Genomic DNA, 15,819 nt, shown 5'->3' with positions numbered 1-15,819 from the left:
CGGCAGCGGGTTGTGCCTCAAGATTTTTCCAGATTACCCAGAATGTGCCCGTGAACCCGCATGCACACCTTTAAATCCGCCTCGTCGACGCCCTCGAACAACTCGTGACGCAGTTGCGTGGCAATCGTTTCGATTTGTTCGATCAACGGCAAGGCCGGCGCGCAGAGAACGATCTTTTTCGCCCGACGGTCTTCCATTACGGACTGGCGTTGCACCAGGCCCTGGCTTTCCAGGCTATCAAGCAAGCGTGCGAGGGTCGGACCTTCGACACCGACGCTCTGCGCCAGCTCTCGTTGAGTCGGCGCCTCTTCGAAACGCGCCAGATGCAGCAGCACTAGCCAGCGCGCCTGGGACAACCCCAGGCCGGCCAGCCGGCGATCCAGTTCGGCACGCCAGCCACGGGACATCTGGGCCAGTTGCATGCCAAAGCGGTGTTGATCGGTTAACGGCATAAAACACTCACGGTTAGACTGAAAAATAAAGAATTTCTAATTATTAGCCAGCTAAGCATGAGCTGCAGTTATAGGCAAGTGGCGGTCTGTACTGAATCGTTACATCTCGAGGCCCCCTCACCCTAGCCCTCTCCCAGGAGGAGAGGGGACTGAATGGGGGATATTTGGGAATTACGCCGACGTGACAGCTCAGCGCTGAATCCATAATCGACTCGGGCTTTCAGGTCGATGCAGGACGCAAGACACCTCGGTCGGCCCCCTCTCCCTTTGGGAGAGGGCTGGGCGGGCGGCGTTCCGATGAGGGTACGGCCAAATTACATCTCGAATTCCGACTGCAATGCAGCCCGCACGCAATACAGCACGCCTTCCGGCACACGTCCGGCAAACAGCTCCGCCACTTCGGCGACCGACGGCAACTCGCCTTCGCCATCGAGGAACGCGTCCTGCACTTCGCCCATCAGCTCTTCAGGCAAGTCCAGCGCCTGCTCGAGCGACAACTGCTGCTTGCCAATCGCTTCGGCGAGCATCGTGTAGACGTTCTTTTCCGAGCACTGCAACTGACCGGCAATTTGTAGTGGCGTCATGCCGGCGCGGGCCAGTGTGATCAGTTCATGGCGCACGTCGGCCACCGCTTTCGGCGCCTCGACTGCGCCGCCAAGCACTTCGAGGAAGGCCTCGCCGTAGCGTTCCAGCTTGCGTGCACCGACGCCGCTGACCGTGGCCATTTCCGCCAGCGAAGTCGGCTGGCTGCGGAGCATTTCCAGCAGCGTCGAGTCGGGGAAGATGACGTACGGCGGCACGCCGTGTTCTTCGGCGAGTTTGCGCCGCAGCGCGCGCAGCGCTTCCCACTGTTCGCGCTCTTCACCACGCACCAGTTGGCTGGCCGGACTCTTGCTGTTGCTCTTGGCGGCGACTTGCGGCTTGAGATCGCGGCGCAGCTCCAGGCTCACTTCGCCCTTGAGCAATGGCCGGCAACTGTCGTTCAGACGCAGACCGCCGTAACCTTCGTGATCGACATCAGCCAACCCTCGCGCCACCAACTGACGGAACAACGAGCGCCATTCGCTCTCGCTCAACGCCTTGCCGACGCCCCACACCGACAGGTGCTGATGGCCGAAACTGCGGATTTTTTCGTTGTCCTTGCCCAACAGCACATCGACCAGATGGCCGACGCCATACCGCTGGCCGGTACGGAAAATCGCCGACAACGCCTGACGTGCAGGCTCGGTGGCATCCCAGGTCTGCACGCCATCGACACAGTTGTCGCAATGGCCACACGGCTCGGGCATGTCTTCATCGAAGTACGCCAGTAGCGTCTGACGACGGCAGCGGGTTTCTTCGCAGAGCGAGAGCATCGCGTCGAGCTTGTGCTGCTCGAGACGCTTGTGCCGCTCGTCGCCCTCGGAGTTCTGCAGCATCTGCTTGAGCATCACCACGTCTTGCAGACCGTAAGCCATCCACGCATCCGCCGGCAGGCCATCGCGGCCACCACGACCGGTTTCCTGGTAATACGCTTCAAGCGACTTCGGCAGATCGAGGTGGGCGACAAAACGCACGTTGGGTTTGTCGATGCCCATGCCGAACGCCACGGTGGCCACCATGATCAGGCCTTCCTCATTGAGGAAGCGCTTTTGGTTGAAGGCGCGCAGATCGTTGGGCAAACCGGCGTGATACGGCAGCGCCGGGAAGCCCTGCTCGCTCAAAAACGTTGCGACTTCTTCGACTTTCTTGCGCGACAGGCAATAAACGATGCCCGCGTCGCTGCGCCGCTCGGCGAGGAACGCCAGCAACTGCTTGCGCGGCTGCTCCTTGGGCACGATGCGGTAAAAGATGTTCGGGCGGTCGAAGCTCGACAGAAAGCGCTCGGCGTTCTGCAGGTGCAGGCGCGTGACGATTTCTTCGCGGGTACGCTTGTCGGCAGTGGCGGTCAGGGCAATGCGCGGCACGTCCGGGAACAGCTCGGCCAACTGGCCCAGTTGCAGGTATTCCGGACGGAAATCGTGGCCCCATTGCGATACGCAATGCGCCTCGTCGATGGCGAACAAGGCAATGTTCAAGCCCTGCAGGAACGACAGCATGCGCGGCTGCACCAGGCGCTCGGGCGCCAGATACAACATCTTCACTTCGCCACGCTTGATCCGCGCGGCCAGGTCGCGCTGTTGCTCGGCACTCAGCGTGGAGTTCAACGCCGCTGCCGCCACGCCCAGCTCTTCGAGGGTGGCGACCTGGTCGTCCATCAACGCAATGAGCGGCGACACCACCACCGCCAAGCCTTCGCGCAGCAGCGCCGGGACCTGAAAGCACAACGACTTGCCGCCACCGGTAGGCATCAAAACCAGCGCATCCCCGCCGCTGGCCACGCGCTCAATGATTGCACCCTGACGGCCACGGAAACTGTCGTAGCCGAAGATGTCCTTGAGGACGCGTTGAGCCTGTTCGAGCATAAAAACTCCAAAAATCACAAAAACATCCCTGCAAGGCTGGTTCATGACGGGCAAGGCTGCACCGCAGAATCGTAAGAACGCATTGCATGACAGCTGCAATACGGGCAGGGAGCGCAAAACGCGGCAGTATACCCGAGCCCTCCCCTGCACAGGGCGACACCCGTCGATACAATCCACAATGCGCCCCCGTCCCCCTGTAGGAGCTGCCGCAGGCTGCGATCTTTTGATCTTTTAAAAACCACATCAAAAGATCGCAGCCTGCGGCAGCTCCTACAGCGATGTGGGTGAATCAGGGCAAATCTGCCGTTCGGCTGGCTTGAGCGCGCAAGAAGGCCTAGAATTCACGCATTGTTTATTCCCCAAGGTAGCCCCGTAATGTCCTTCGCTGAGCAACTGACCCGCCTGCAAGTCTTCCTCGATGCCGACGAGCTGCATGACGAGGCGCTGGATTACGTGGCCGCGCACGGTTATCTGACCGCGCTGTCGATCTGCGCCGAAGACGTACCGGAGCGCGAATGGATCGACGCCCTGTTCGCCGAGGAGCCGCATTACGCCGATGACGCCCAGCGCGCAGAAATCGAAGCCACGCTGATCGGCCTCAAGGCCCACATCGCCCGTCAACTGGCATCCGATGAAGAATTCGAACTGCCATGCGAACTGGATCTGGGCGAAGAGCCGGACGACTCCGAACTGCGCGGCTGGTGCATCGGTTTCATGGAAGGCGTATTCCTGCGTGAAGAAGCCTGGTTCGAAACCGCTGAAGATGAAGTCAGCGAAATGCTCCTGCCGATCATGGTCGGTTCGGGCCTGTTCGACGAGCAGCCAGAGTTCGAAGACATTGCCAAGGACGCCAACCTGATGGACGACATGATCGTGCAGATCCCAGAAGCACTGACCGCGCTGTACCTGCTGTGCCAGGCGCCTGACGAAAAACCGGCGATCCTCAAGCCACGTCACCACTAAGATCCGGCCTATGGACAACCCCATAGGCAACCGCCCCCTGATGTTGCGCTACTTGCTGCTGGCCATCGGCTGGCTTAGCGTGGCATTGGGGGTGATCGGGATCTTCCTGCCCGTCCTGCCCACCACGCCCTTCCTCCTGCTCGCCGCAGCCTGCTTCGCGCGCAGCTCTCCGCGTTTCTATCAATGGCTGGTCGAACATCCACGACTGGGGCCATGGATCCGCGATTACCTCGACGGTAACGGCATTCCGCTCAAGGGCAAGGTCTACGCGATCGGGCTGATGTGGGCGAGCATTCTGTTTTCGTGTTACCTGGTGCCTCTGCCGTGGGCACGGGGGTTCATGTTGACGAGTGCAGTGTTGGTGACGATCTATATCCTTCGGCAGAAGACTTTGCGCAAATCCTGATGCCTCCAACTTTTTAAAAGACACCCTGTAGGAGCTGCCGGGTGGCCACAGCTTGACCATTCGTCTTAAACGTTTGCTTACCTGTCAGATCTGACAGTAGGCGGTGCCGGTCAGTGCGGTTCTAATCGATAGAGATCAGTGCGCCCCCCAGGGCATCCGCCTCTCCGACGATGGGTTATTGCTCATGAGCCAGACAACCAGCAGCGCCAACGCTTCAGAAGAACAGGTCGTCATCTTTCCACCGCCGTCCGGCGACATTGGCCTGCTCTCCGTACCACCGCCGTATGTCATCGGCTACAAGCCGCTGAGCGATGGTGCGCTGGGGGTCAACTACAGCATGGTACACAGCGATCTTCAGGGCTTGCTGGTGTACATCCTCAGCTATCTGCAGATGGCTGTCGGTGACCATATCGATGTCTATCTCGGCGATGACCCTGCCCCCGTGGCCTCATTTCCTGTAACCGTCGAACATCTCGATGCCGACGGTGTGGCCCGAGACGTGCCGTTCCATATCTCGGCCAGTGACATGAATTCCAGGTATCCGCAGCCGGGAAATCAGCCGCTGTCTTTCACTGTGGAGCGCATCAGCGGTAACGTCGAAAGCTCAATACCCTATCAGCTGTACTATAAAAGTTTTCCGCCGGGCAATCCGGACACCGACGGTGGCAAGCCATTCAACCAGGGCCTGCCGCTGCCCATCGCCTCGGAAACGATCATTGACCAGAGCGTGATCGATACCGGCATGACCGTGACGATCAAACGCTACCTGCATCAAGCGCTGGAGGATGTGGTGACACTCGCCTTCGGGACATTGACGTTGGTGTTCAAAGTCACCAATGCGACGGCAGATATCGTTTTTGAACTGACACCGGAACAGCTCGCCACATTGCCACCAAGCGATTCGCTGGTGGTGCGCTATCAGTTGACAGACAAAGTACACAATCAGAGCGGCTGGTCGGATGCACTGCTCCTGCAAAGCAAACCGGGAATCACATTGCTGCCAGCTCCGGCAGTCGAAAGGACACCGGGCAACATACTCAATCATGACCTGCTCTTTGGTGAACCGGCGCGGGTCGTGATCTTCCTCAGCAATTATGCAAAGAATGACCAGTTGCAACTGACTCTGCAGGGCCTCACGGAAACGGGCGAAGCGGTCACGTTCACGTACACCCGGTCCCTGGACGGGATGAGCAGCGTGATTTATTTTGAAGTCGAGAATGAGCGCGTGCTGGCGCTGATCCGGGGTTCCCTGAGACTGACCTACACCCTCAGCGCAGGAGGCACTGGCGCGCCGCAACTGTCCAAACCGACCCATATCACCATTCAGGGCGGTGCCTTTACCCTTCGCCCGCCAATGATCGAGCAGGTTGTGGAAGACGAACTGCCTGCCAACATCAGCATGGCCAAAGTGTTCATCCCCGATTACTGGGCCTTGAAACCCGGTGCGTTGGTGCAGCTGTTTTGGCAGGTCGTCGATGAACTCGGGGTCACGCTTCTCTTTATTTTCGGGCGCACAATTACTGACCCCAACCAGCCCCTGACCTTTGATGCAGGCAGCCGTTACATCGTACCTTTCGCCGGCAATCCTCTGACGGTGCACTACAAGGTGACCAACCCCGGGCGTGCGCCAGTGCAATCACCGCTGCTGGCACTGCGGATCGGCAAGGCCAGCGAGCCGCCGCTGAAACACGACCTGACAAATTTTGACCAATACGACTGGAATGGCTGGCGTCGGGGTCCGGCAACGCTGCCGAATGACTGGACCATCGTGTTCGAACAAGGCAACTACAGGGCGCAAAATTACACCTACAGCAACAACTCGGCGGGCGTTGTGTTGCAGAAACAATTCGCCAATCTGAAGCCCGGTGGCCGGTATTCGTTGACGGTCAACTGCATCCGCTTCCGTGGCGAATATGCTGCACCGTCGCTGTCGCTGAGTGCCGGGGGCGTTGCCATTACCGGGCCGGTGACCCTCAATGACCTGGCCTGGACAACCTTGTCAGGCAACTTCGTCGCCAACGCCAGCGAGATGACTCTGGCCATCGTCAGCCATGTCGGCTCAGGGGTCGGCAACGATTATCAGGTTGACGATCTGCTGGTGCAGCTGATCGATACCTGACCCGTTGTAGGACGCCCCCCTCGACCGTTCGACTTAAATACTCAAAAACCTGTCAGATATGACAGTGGCGAGCTTGGCGGAACTGGTGTGTGATGGGTAATGCCATATTCGGCAGTACCCGTCATGCCAAGGAGTACATCGTGGATATCCAGTCATTGGTCTTGAGCGAATCATTTGTGCTGTTTCCTGTTTTCCTTCCAGGCTGGATATCGCCGATCAAACCGCCCGAGCGCGCCAATGGCGGCGTTCCCAGATCGCTCTACGATGACAAACCGACAGGCCTCCAATGTGTCGTTGACCCGTGGTCTGAGATGCAAAGTCGCAACCAGACCATGGAGGCGTTCGATTCGGTTGCCCTGTTTATAAACAACGAGCTTACGCAGGTGGACAGCGCCACCGTTCAACCCGGCGACGAGCAAAAGCGCATCGCACTGAATGTGCCGCACGGGCATTTGAATCACGGGGTCAATCGCCTGTATTACAAGGTGACCCGCCTCGGCGGTAACGTCGAAACCTCGCGCGATCTGTTGGTGCTCTATCACCTGCGCGCGCCGGCCAACCTTGATCTGATGATCCCGCCAGACGTGGTTGCCAACGGCGTGAGTGCCGAACAGGCGGCGCAAGGGGTGGAGTTCGGTTTCACCTTCACCCCCCTGGAGCCTTTTAGCCTCGTCCGCTTTCGGATCGGCAATGAGTTGTATACCCGAGAGGTCACTTCCCCACCGACACCGGTGACCGTGACGCTGTTCACCGCTGACTTCCAAAAAATCGGCGACGGCAAGATCGAACTCGACTTCGTGGTGACCGACCAGTTGGGTAACTCCAGTACCTCCACGGTGAAGACTCTGGACGTTCACCTTTCCCGCCCGCTCGAACTACCCGCCCCGACCGTACGCGGCCAGACCGGCAACAACTTCAGTCCGACCCAGCCGGAGATTCGCGTGCTGGTGCCACAGGGTTCGCTGCTGCCTGACGACAAGCTGACCGTGCAATGGACAGGCGCCACCGCCGTGCCAGCGGGTTCCTACACCAGCACGCAACGGCTGGTCAGCGCCGGGCTGGAAATCGCGGTGCCACGTTCGGTACTCGCCTACAGCCTGGGCAAACCCGTCACCGTGACTTACACCATTGAGCGCAATGGCGTCTCCACCACATCACTGCCATTGACGCTGAACATTCAAACCTTGCCGGCCAGTGCTCTGATCACGCCCAAGATCATCGACGCCGATGCCAACAACGTTCTGGATGTGATCGCGCTCGGCACCAAAAACCCAACAATTCATGGTCTGCTCTGGACGTTGATCGACGTAGGCCAGCACGTCTGGATGAGCCTGGAAGGCAAAAAGGCCGATGGCAGCCCCCATAACCTGACGGTGTGGAGCGGCGGCGCGAGTTACGCCAATGCGACGTGGGTCAGCCAGGGTTTCTGGCCTCGCACTTTTGCCAATAGTTACGTGAAAGAACTGGGCAACGACTCGACGCTGACGATCAAATTCAAGGCTTCGCTGGACAAGAGTAACAACGCGGCCACGGCCACGGTGTTTCCGGATCGCACTTACACCATCAGAGCCGTGGCACTGGTCGCACCGACCATCACTCAGGCCCTGGACTCCAAAGGGGTGGCGATTCCTCAGGGCGGTACGACCGTCGACACCATAGTCAAACTTTCAGGGGCCGGGGCTAAAGGTCAGAAAGTCCAGATCAAGGATGGCGCCACCGTCAAAGGTGAGGCGACGGTTAATCTGACGACAGGCCTTTGGGAGCTGATCATTACGGGCTTGAGCGTGGCTGCTCACAGCTTCACCGCCACCGCGCTGTATGGCAGTGGCCAAGTATCGGCTGCGCGGACGCTGAATGTAATAGTCAAGGAACTGGCTATAGATACAACCCCTCTTCGCCTGTCAGCTTTTAAAATAAACTGGTGGAACACAAGCCCAGTACCTGGAAATTTCGCCACCAGATTACCCTCCGGTGGCACACCTCCCTATAGATATTGGTCTCGCAACATAAATGTTGCAACTGTAGACAGTCGCGGCGAAGTAACTGGAGTCAAAAACGGGTCAGCATTTATCGATGTACATGATAGCGCAGGCAAATTCGTGACTTATCAAGTTGTCGTTTCTAACGTATGGGATTTGGTAGCTAGCTTTCATGTGCCAACAGATTTAGCAACGAACATTGGGAATAGACGAGGCCACAGGCCATTCACCCAATCAGATCTAGACCATCTGAAACGCTTCAATAGTCCTATTCGATTGAGCGCTGGTGAACTGTGGTGCTGCGTTCCGCCATCAGGAGGATACTCAAGCGTATTCAATACAGTTTCGCAGAGTTTTTCTCAGGCGCATGAAACGGCGAAATACGGTTCAATTACGTTATATGCAGTGGTCTAATTTCCCCGGACACCCCGATAGGTGGAAAATACATCTATCGGGGAGTTATTCATGACTAAAAAACGCGGGGCATTCGACGACAGCTTCAAGCTGCAAGTCGTGAAGATGATCAACGATCAATTAAAAGAGGCTGGGCTGCTCGCAGATCTGAAGCGCTGCACAAACGTTGAAGGTATTGGTTTTTTGACCGGAGCCCGTTTGATCGCAACATTTCAGCGGGGCGACTTCAAAAACGCGGATGCATTTATTGCGTTTTTGGGGATGGATTTGCGCGTGTCGCAGTCAGGACAAAAGGACGGTCGCCGGCGACTGCTCCATAACGCAGCCATGTCGGCCAGCCGTACACCGGCTTGGAAAAGCTTCTACGAGGAGCAAAGAAACCGTGGGTTCAGTACGACAAAGGCGCTGGTGATATTGGCTCGCAAGCTTGCGCGAGTAGTATTCGCGCTGCTGAAGGGGCAAAGCGAATACCAGCCGAAGGGAGGTTGAGGGCTTCCCCTCAACCATAGAATCTCCCACAGGGATTGAGTGAACCTGAGAGGGATTGGGTGGCTGTCAGGTGTTTATCGCGAGCAGGCTCACTCCTACAGGGGATTTTTGTCGGGCACAAAAATGGTGACCATCGCAAATCCACTGTGGGAGTGAGCCTGCTCGCGATGGCTTATTCACAGGCAATAGATATCTCCAGACAGAAAAAACCCGCCGCCCCGATCAACCGGGGCGGCGGGTTTTGTCGTTTCAGCCCTCGATCAAACCGTATCCACCTTCAACGAATGATCATTCAGCATCCCGCTGATGATCGTCGCCGTGTCGTGCCCGCTGGCGATCATCCCGCCCGCCCCCGGGGTCACGCCGTAGTGGCTGGCGAGGTTGACGCCGGCGAGGTCGATGGTCTGGTTCGGCGTGGCGCCGGCCATGGCGCTGACGTCGATGCTGGTCATCACCGACGCGCCGCTGCCGGAGACGGTGAAGTGCAGGTAGTCGTCGAGCGACGCGGTGGTGCCGTTTTCGCCCTGCAGCAGTTGCGACAGGTCGAGCTTGTCGGTGCCGGGGGTGAAGTCGGTGATCAGGTCGTGGCCGCTGTTGCCCTTGAGCCACTGGAAGGTATCGGCCCCTGCGCCGCCGGTCATGGTGTTGTTGCCCATGCCGCCGATCAGCAGGTCGTCGCCACCGCCACCGTTGAGAATGTCGTTGCCGAGGCCACCGTTGATCACGTTGTTATTGTTGTCGCCGGTGAGGGTGTCGTTGAAGTTCGAGCCGATCAGGTTCTCGATCCCGGTCAGGGTGTCGGTGCCGGCGCCGAGGGTGTTTTGCGCACCGAGCAGGCCGAGGTTGACCGTGACCCCGGCCGTGGCATGGGCATAACTGGCGGTGTCGATGCCAGTGCCGCCATCGAGCAGGTCATTGCCCGGGCCGCTGTAGAGCAAGTCTTTACCGGCGCCGCCGTGCAGCTCGTTGTTGCCGGAGCCTGCGCTGAGCACATCGTTGCCGTCGCCGGCGTTGATGATGTTGTCGCCGCTGCCGGCCACCAGCACGTCATCCCCCGCAGTGCCAGTGAGGGTGTGGCCGTCCTGATAGCTGATGCTGACGTTGGCGGTGTCGCTGCCGCCATGGTTGTCGTTGGCGGTGTAGCTGCCGTGGAAGTCCGGAGTGATGTCGTGGGCACCGGCGTAGTTGAGGGTCATGGTCAGCTGATAGTTTTCCGCTGCGTTGGGGTTACCGCCGCCGCTGGGATTGGCGATGTTGGTGATGTGGATCTGATAGACGCCATCGGCCGCCGCGGTGAGGGTTTGCCCGTCCGCCAGGGTTGTGTAGGCGCCACCGTTGATCGAGTACTCCATGGTGACGTGACCGGCCGCCAGGTTGTGATCGAGGTTGAGGGTTTCGCCCTGGCGCAGGTTGACGGTGATGCGGTCTTCATCGTTGGCATTGCTGTTGGTCACCGCGCCGAGATAGCCACTGACCACCAGCAAGGCAGTCATGGTCGCAGCGTTGGCGCTGAACGAACTGCGCACGTTGGCCAGGTTCTGGTTGGCGGCGGTGTTGACGTTGGTGCCAGTGAAATTGATCGCGCCGGTGCCGGTGAAGTCCGCGGCTTTCGAGATCCAGCCGGTGTTGAAACTGGTCGGTGTGGCGTTGAGGGTATCGCCGTTGGGGTCGGTGTCGTTGGCCAGCAGCAGCTCGCCCGGCACGACGATGTTGCCCGAGAGCACGTTGGTGATGACGTGGTCGTCCACGGCCACCGGCGGCGCGTTGGGGATCACTTTCACGGTCAGCGTCGAACTGGCGAGGTCGCCGTCATTGTCGCTGACGGTGAAGCCGATGTTCTCGGTGATCAGCACCGCCGTGGTTTTCTGCGAGGTGTAGGTGTAGTCGCCGCTGTCGAGGTTGATCAGCAGTGTGCCGCCGTTATTGGTGGCGATGCTCAACGTGTTGTTGGCGGTGTTGAAAGTACCGTGATTGGTGCCGCCGCTTGGCGTCAACGAGCCTTGGCCGCTGAGGGCTTTCGGATCGTAGGTGTAGGTGGTGCCGTCGATCACGATGGATTTGATGAAACCACCATCAGCGCCGAAGGTGCCGCCCTCGCCCAGCAACGAACCGGTGACCGGCGCACCCTGTACGGTGCCGGACAGCACCGAGTTGAGCTGGTTGAGGTCGGTGACCACCACCGCGTTGGTGTTGGTGTGGCTGATGCCATCGTACGCCAGCGGGTCGAGGTTGGCATTGCTCACGCCGCTGCCCAGGCCAATCGCGTAGTTCTTGATGTTGTTGGCATCGAGGAAGTTTTTCAGCGCGGCTTCGTCAGCAGCGTTGATGTCACCCTCGTTGGGTTTGCCGTCCGAGAAGAAGTAGCCGACGTTCTGCGCCCCGGTGAGTTTGCCCGAGGTGTTGAACGCGGTTTGCATCACCGCCACGGCGGCGTCGTAGTTGGTGCCGCCACCCGCCGTCAGACCGGCGAGAATCGTCTTCGCGGTCGCCACATCAACCCACACCGAGGTTCGGTCAGTGGCGTTGCTGCTGAAGGTGACGAGCTGGACTTTGACATCACCGAGGTCGTCGTACTTGTCGAGCAAGGCGCTGATCGCCTGCTTGGCCAGGGCCAACCGCGACAGGCCTGGCACGCCGGAGGCATCGGCCATACTGCCGGAGATGTCGAGAACGATGAGCAGGTTGGAATCGATCTCCACCGCCGCCACCGAGCGATCCGAGGCCACGGCTTTTGGTACGTCATCGACGATGTTCACCACGAGGGTGCTGGTGGTGCTGTTGCCCAGAGCGTCAGTGGCTTTGTAGGTGAAACTTTCGCTGAGGGTGTTGGCCCCGTCGTTGGCGCTCGGCGAGGTTTTCGGCGCCGAAGTCAGCGTGTAAGTGTAGGTGCCGTCGGCATTGAGCTGAATCTGCCCGTAGCTGCCGGTGGCGCTGCCGACCAGGGTGTAGGTAATCGCGCCACTGCCGCCAGTGACCGCACCGACCAGCGTGCCGGTGGCGGTTTCGCCAGTGTTGCTCGGGTCGCTGCCGGTGACCGTACCGGGGGCCAGATCCGCGCCGTCCTTGCTCAGGTCGAGGGCTTTTTCATACACCGTCACGTCCTGATCGACCGAGGCCAGCAGTTTGCTGTCGGCGACGTTGATGGTGATGGTCGTGGTGCTTTCATCGCCGTCGCTGTCGCGGATCGTATAGGTGAAGGTGTCGGTGGCGCCGGGCGGGCTCACCGAGTTCGGGTTGCTGTGATAGACGGCGTTGCCGGCCGCATCGAGGGTCAGGTAACCGAAGTTGCCATTGATGTTGCTGTTGAGGCCGCCGATGGCCGAAGTGCCGGTGTTGCTGCCGGCGCGCACGCCAACCACCGTGGCCGCGCCATCGGCACCACTGATGTCATTACCGAGCACGCTGACGTTGACCGTACCGCCCTCCGCCACCGAGCCGGTGTCGGGTTTGGCGGTCGGCAGGTCGTCGATGATATTGACGTTGATCTGGCCGTTGGCAGTGCTGCCATCGGTGTCCGTCGCCACCACGTTGAAGTTCTCGGTGAGGCTGTTGGCACCGTTGGCGTTCGGGTGGGTTTCGTTGTCGACCAGGGTGTAGCTGTAGCTGACCACGCCGGTGGCCGGGTTGTAACCAGTGACGGTGAAAGTGCTGCCCAGCGGCGAGACGACGGATTGCGGGAAACCTGCGGCCACGCCGTTGGTGACCACGGCAATGCCCCCAACGGTGAGGGTTTGCAGGCCATCGAGCGCGGTAACGATGAAAGTACCGTTCTGGGTCAGCGCCGGGGTATTGGGGCTGGTGCCGTCGCCGAGGTTTTTCTCGTAGACGGTGAGTTCGCCGCCATTGACGTCGAGGCCGTTGAGCAGCACCGGATCGTCGTTGTTGTGGATGTTCAGCACCAGATTGGCGGTGCTGGTATCGCCGTCGGCGTCGGTCAGGGTATAGGTGAACGTCTCGGTGCCGTTACCGCCGCCGTGCAGGTTTTTGAAGTCGGCATCGTTGGGGTTCAGCGTGTAGGTGTATGTGCCGTTGGCGTTGAGCACCAGCGTGCCGTAAGTACCGGTGAAGGTGCCGGCGGTGATCGGCCCGGCATTCGGTCCGGTTGCGACCACATCGGCGCCTTGCACGTCGTTGGTCAGCACGTTGCCAGTCAGGGTCAATTGCGTTTCCGCAGCGCTGTTGGCGTTGCTGTCGTTCACGGCTTTCGGCACATCATCGACGATGTTGACGACGATGGTGCTGGTGACGATGTTGCCCAGTGAATCAGTGGCCTGATAGGTGAAGGTTTCAGTCAGGCTGTTGGCGCCATCGTCGGCATGCGGCGTGGTGCTCGCCGGCGAGGTCAGGGTGTAGGTGTACGTGCCGTTGGGGTTGAGGACGATCTGCCCGTAGTTGCCGCTGGCGCTGCCGACCAGCGCATAGCTGATCGCGCCGACCGCACCAGTGACCGAGCCGACTAGCGTGCCGGACGCGGTTTCGCCGGTGCTGGTCGGGTCGCTGCCAGTGACCGTACCGGGCGCCAGATCCGCGCCGTCCTTGGTCAGATCCAGCGCTTTCTCGAAGACGGTGACGTCGGTGTCGCTGGTCGCACACAGTTTGCTGTTGGCGACATCGATGGTGATGGTGGTAGTGCTTTCATCACCGTCGGCATCGCGCACGGTGTAGGTGAACACATCCACTGCGCCCGGCCCGTTCACGACGTTGGGATTGCTGTGGTAGACGGCGTTGCCGTTGGCGTCCAGGGTCAGGTAGCCGTAGGTGCCGTTGATGTTGCTGTTGAGGCCGCCGATAGCCGAGGTCGAGGTATCGGAGCCGGCGCGCACACCGACTACCGCACCGGTCACGGCCGGGCCATCGGCGCCGCCGATGTCATTGTTCAGCACATTACCGCTGACCGTGCCGCCCTCCGCCACCGACGCCGCGTCAGGGTGGGCGCTGGGCAGATCATCGACGATATTGACGTTGATCTGGCCGTTGGCAGTGCTGCCATCGGTGTCCGTGGCAACGACGTTGAAGTTCTCGGTGATGCTGTTGGCGCCGTTGGCGTTCGGATGGGTTTCGTTGTCGACCAGCGTGTAGCTGTAACTGACCACGCCGGTAGCGGGGTTGTAACCGGTGATGGTCAACGTGCTGCCGAGCGGCGTGACGACCGATTGCGGGAAGCCTGCCGCCACGCCACCGCTGACCACGTTGATGCCGCCCACGGTCAGGGTCTGCAGACCGTCGAGGGCGGTGACGGTGAAGGTGCCGCTCTGGGTCAGCGCCGGGGTGTCTGGAGCGGTGCCGTCGCTGAGGTTTTTCTCGTAGACAGTGAGTTCGCCACCGTTGACGTTGAGGCCGTTAAGGATCACCGGATCGTCGTTGTTGTGGATCTGCAGGACCAGATTGGCGGTGCTGGTATCACCATCCGAATCGGTGAGGGTGTAGGTGAAAGTCTCGGTGCCGTTGCCGCCGCCGTGGAGGTTTTTGAAGTCGGTGTCGTTGGTGTTCAGCGTGTAGGTGTAGGTGCCATTGGCGTTGAGCACCAGGGTGCCGTAAGTGCCGGTGAATGTGCCGGCCGTGACTGGCCCGGTCGGTACGCGGTCAGCACCTTGCACATCGTTAGTCAGCACGTTGCCGGTCAGGGTCAGTTGGCTTTCTGACGCTGTTCCGTTGCTGTCATCGTTGGCCTTCGGCAGGTCGTCGACGATGTTCACATCGAGCGTGGCGTTGGCTGTGGTGCCGTTGTCATCGACCACGGTAACGGCGAACTGCTCCGGCAGATTGTTCGCGCCGTTGGCCGTCGGGTGCGCTTCGTTGTCGACCAGCGTGTAGCTGTAACTGACGACACCGGTGGTGGCGTTGAAACCGGTGATGATCAGCGTACTGCCGAGCGGCGTGGTAATCGATTGCGGAAAGCCTGCGGCCACGCCATTGGTGACGACGGCAATGCCGCCGACGGTCAGCGTTGTTACGCCATCGAGTGCGGTGATGGTGAACGTGCCGTTTTGCGTCAGTGCAGTGGAATCCGGCGTGCTGCCATCCGTGAGATTTTTCTCGTAGACGGTGAGTTCGCCGCCGTTGACGTCGAGGCCGTTGATGATCACCGGATCGTCGTTGTTGTGGATCTGCAGCACCAGATTCGCCGTGCTGGTATCGCCGTCCGAGTCGGTGAGGGTGTAGGTGAAAGTCTCGGTGCCGTTGCCGCCGCCGTGGAGGTTTTTGAAGTCGGTGTCGGTCGGGTTCAGCGTGTAGGTGTACGTGCCATTGGCGTTGAGCACCAACGTGCCGTAGGTACCGGTGAATGTGCCGGCGGTGACTGGGCCGGTCGGCACACGGTCGGCGCCTTGCACGTCGTTGGTCAGGACGTTGCCGGTCAACGTCAGCAAGGTTTCAGAAGCGGTCGATGGGTTGCTGTCATCCACGGCTTTTGGCAGGTCATCGACGATGTTCACATCGAGCGTGCCGTTGGCAGTGCTGCCGTTGTCATCGACCACGGTAACGGCGAACTGCTCCGGCAGATTGTTCGCGCCGTTGGCCGTCGGGTGCGCTTCGTTGTCGACCAGCGTGTAGC

7 protein-coding genes and 1 pseudogene are annotated in these 15,819 nt (G+C 59.9%); 5 read left to right on the top strand and 3 right to left on the bottom strand.

The window, feature by feature from the left end; all coding sequences use genetic code 11:
- Positions 1-17: 17 nt before the first annotated feature.
- Together ACIPIZ_RS08910 and recQ are read right to left on the bottom strand one after the other, a co-directional pair.
- On the bottom strand, positions 18-452 hold the full coding sequence (locus ACIPIZ_RS08910; RefSeq protein WP_016984207.1) for a MarR family transcriptional regulator: 435 nt from the start codon (positions 450-452) through the stop codon (positions 18-20).
- 314 nt (positions 453-766) lie between these two features.
- Complete coding sequence (gene recQ / locus ACIPIZ_RS08905; RefSeq protein ID WP_401165007.1) at positions 767-2,896, bottom strand: DNA helicase RecQ; 2,130 nt, start codon at positions 2,894-2,896, stop codon at positions 767-769.
- 375 nt (positions 2,897-3,271) lie between these two features.
- On the opposite strand from recQ, the gene ACIPIZ_RS08900 reads away from it, so the two are divergent.
- The 5 genes and pseudogenes from ACIPIZ_RS08900 to ACIPIZ_RS08880 form a co-directional block, all read left to right on the top strand.
- Positions 3,272-3,859, top strand: coding sequence for a YecA family protein (locus tag ACIPIZ_RS08900; RefSeq protein WP_064390800.1), 588 nt, complete (start codon positions 3,272-3,274; stop codon positions 3,857-3,859).
- Positions 3,860-3,869: 10 nt separating this feature from the next.
- Positions 3,870-4,265, top strand: a complete 396-nt coding sequence (locus tag ACIPIZ_RS08895) for a YbaN family protein (RefSeq protein ID WP_064390799.1) — start codon at positions 3,870-3,872, stop codon at positions 4,263-4,265.
- Positions 4,266-4,368: 103 nt separating this feature from the next.
- Positions 4,369-6,384, top strand: coding sequence for a hypothetical protein (locus ACIPIZ_RS08890; RefSeq protein ID WP_401165006.1), 2,016 nt, complete (start codon positions 4,369-4,371; stop codon positions 6,382-6,384).
- A 140-nt stretch (positions 6,385-6,524) separates the two neighbouring features.
- The gene (locus tag ACIPIZ_RS08885; protein ID WP_401165004.1) at positions 6,525-8,777 is read left to right on the top strand and encodes an Ig-like domain-containing protein; all 2,253 of its coding nucleotides are present in this window, start codon (positions 6,525-6,527) and stop codon (positions 8,775-8,777) included.
- A 96-nt stretch (positions 8,778-8,873) separates the two neighbouring features.
- Positions 8,874-9,266, top strand: a pseudogene (locus tag ACIPIZ_RS08880) (transposase); the annotation flags it as partial.
- A gap of 260 nt (positions 9,267-9,526) precedes the next feature.
- On the opposite strand, the gene ACIPIZ_RS08875 reads toward ACIPIZ_RS08880, so the two are convergent.
- Positions 9,527-15,819, bottom strand: a 6,293-nt coding sequence (locus tag ACIPIZ_RS08875) for an Ig-like domain-containing protein (RefSeq protein WP_401165001.1), incomplete at its 5' end; no start/stop codon positions are given.

It is taken from the genome of Pseudomonas sp. NPDC087690, from assembly GCF_044743175.1.
Lineage (GTDB): Bacteria > Pseudomonadota > Gammaproteobacteria > Pseudomonadales > Pseudomonadaceae > Aquipseudomonas.
This window is presented reverse-complemented; position numbering and strand designations above follow the sequence as displayed.

What these genes read in the sequence shown, in the direction of transcription:
- ACIPIZ_RS08910 (WP_016984207.1), bottom strand. Translation starts at nt 452, where the DNA reads ATGCCGTTAACCGATCAACACCGCTTTGGCATGCAACTGGCCCAGATG.
- recQ (WP_401165007.1), bottom strand. Translation starts at nt 2,896, where the DNA reads ATGCTCGAACAGGCTCAACGCGTCCTCAAGGACATCTTCGGCTACGAC.
- ACIPIZ_RS08900 (WP_064390800.1), top strand. Translation starts at nt 3,272, where the DNA reads ATGTCCTTCGCTGAGCAACTGACCCGCCTGCAAGTCTTCCTCGATGCC.
- ACIPIZ_RS08895 (WP_064390799.1), top strand. Translation starts at nt 3,870, where the DNA reads ATGGACAACCCCATAGGCAACCGCCCCCTGATGTTGCGCTACTTGCTG.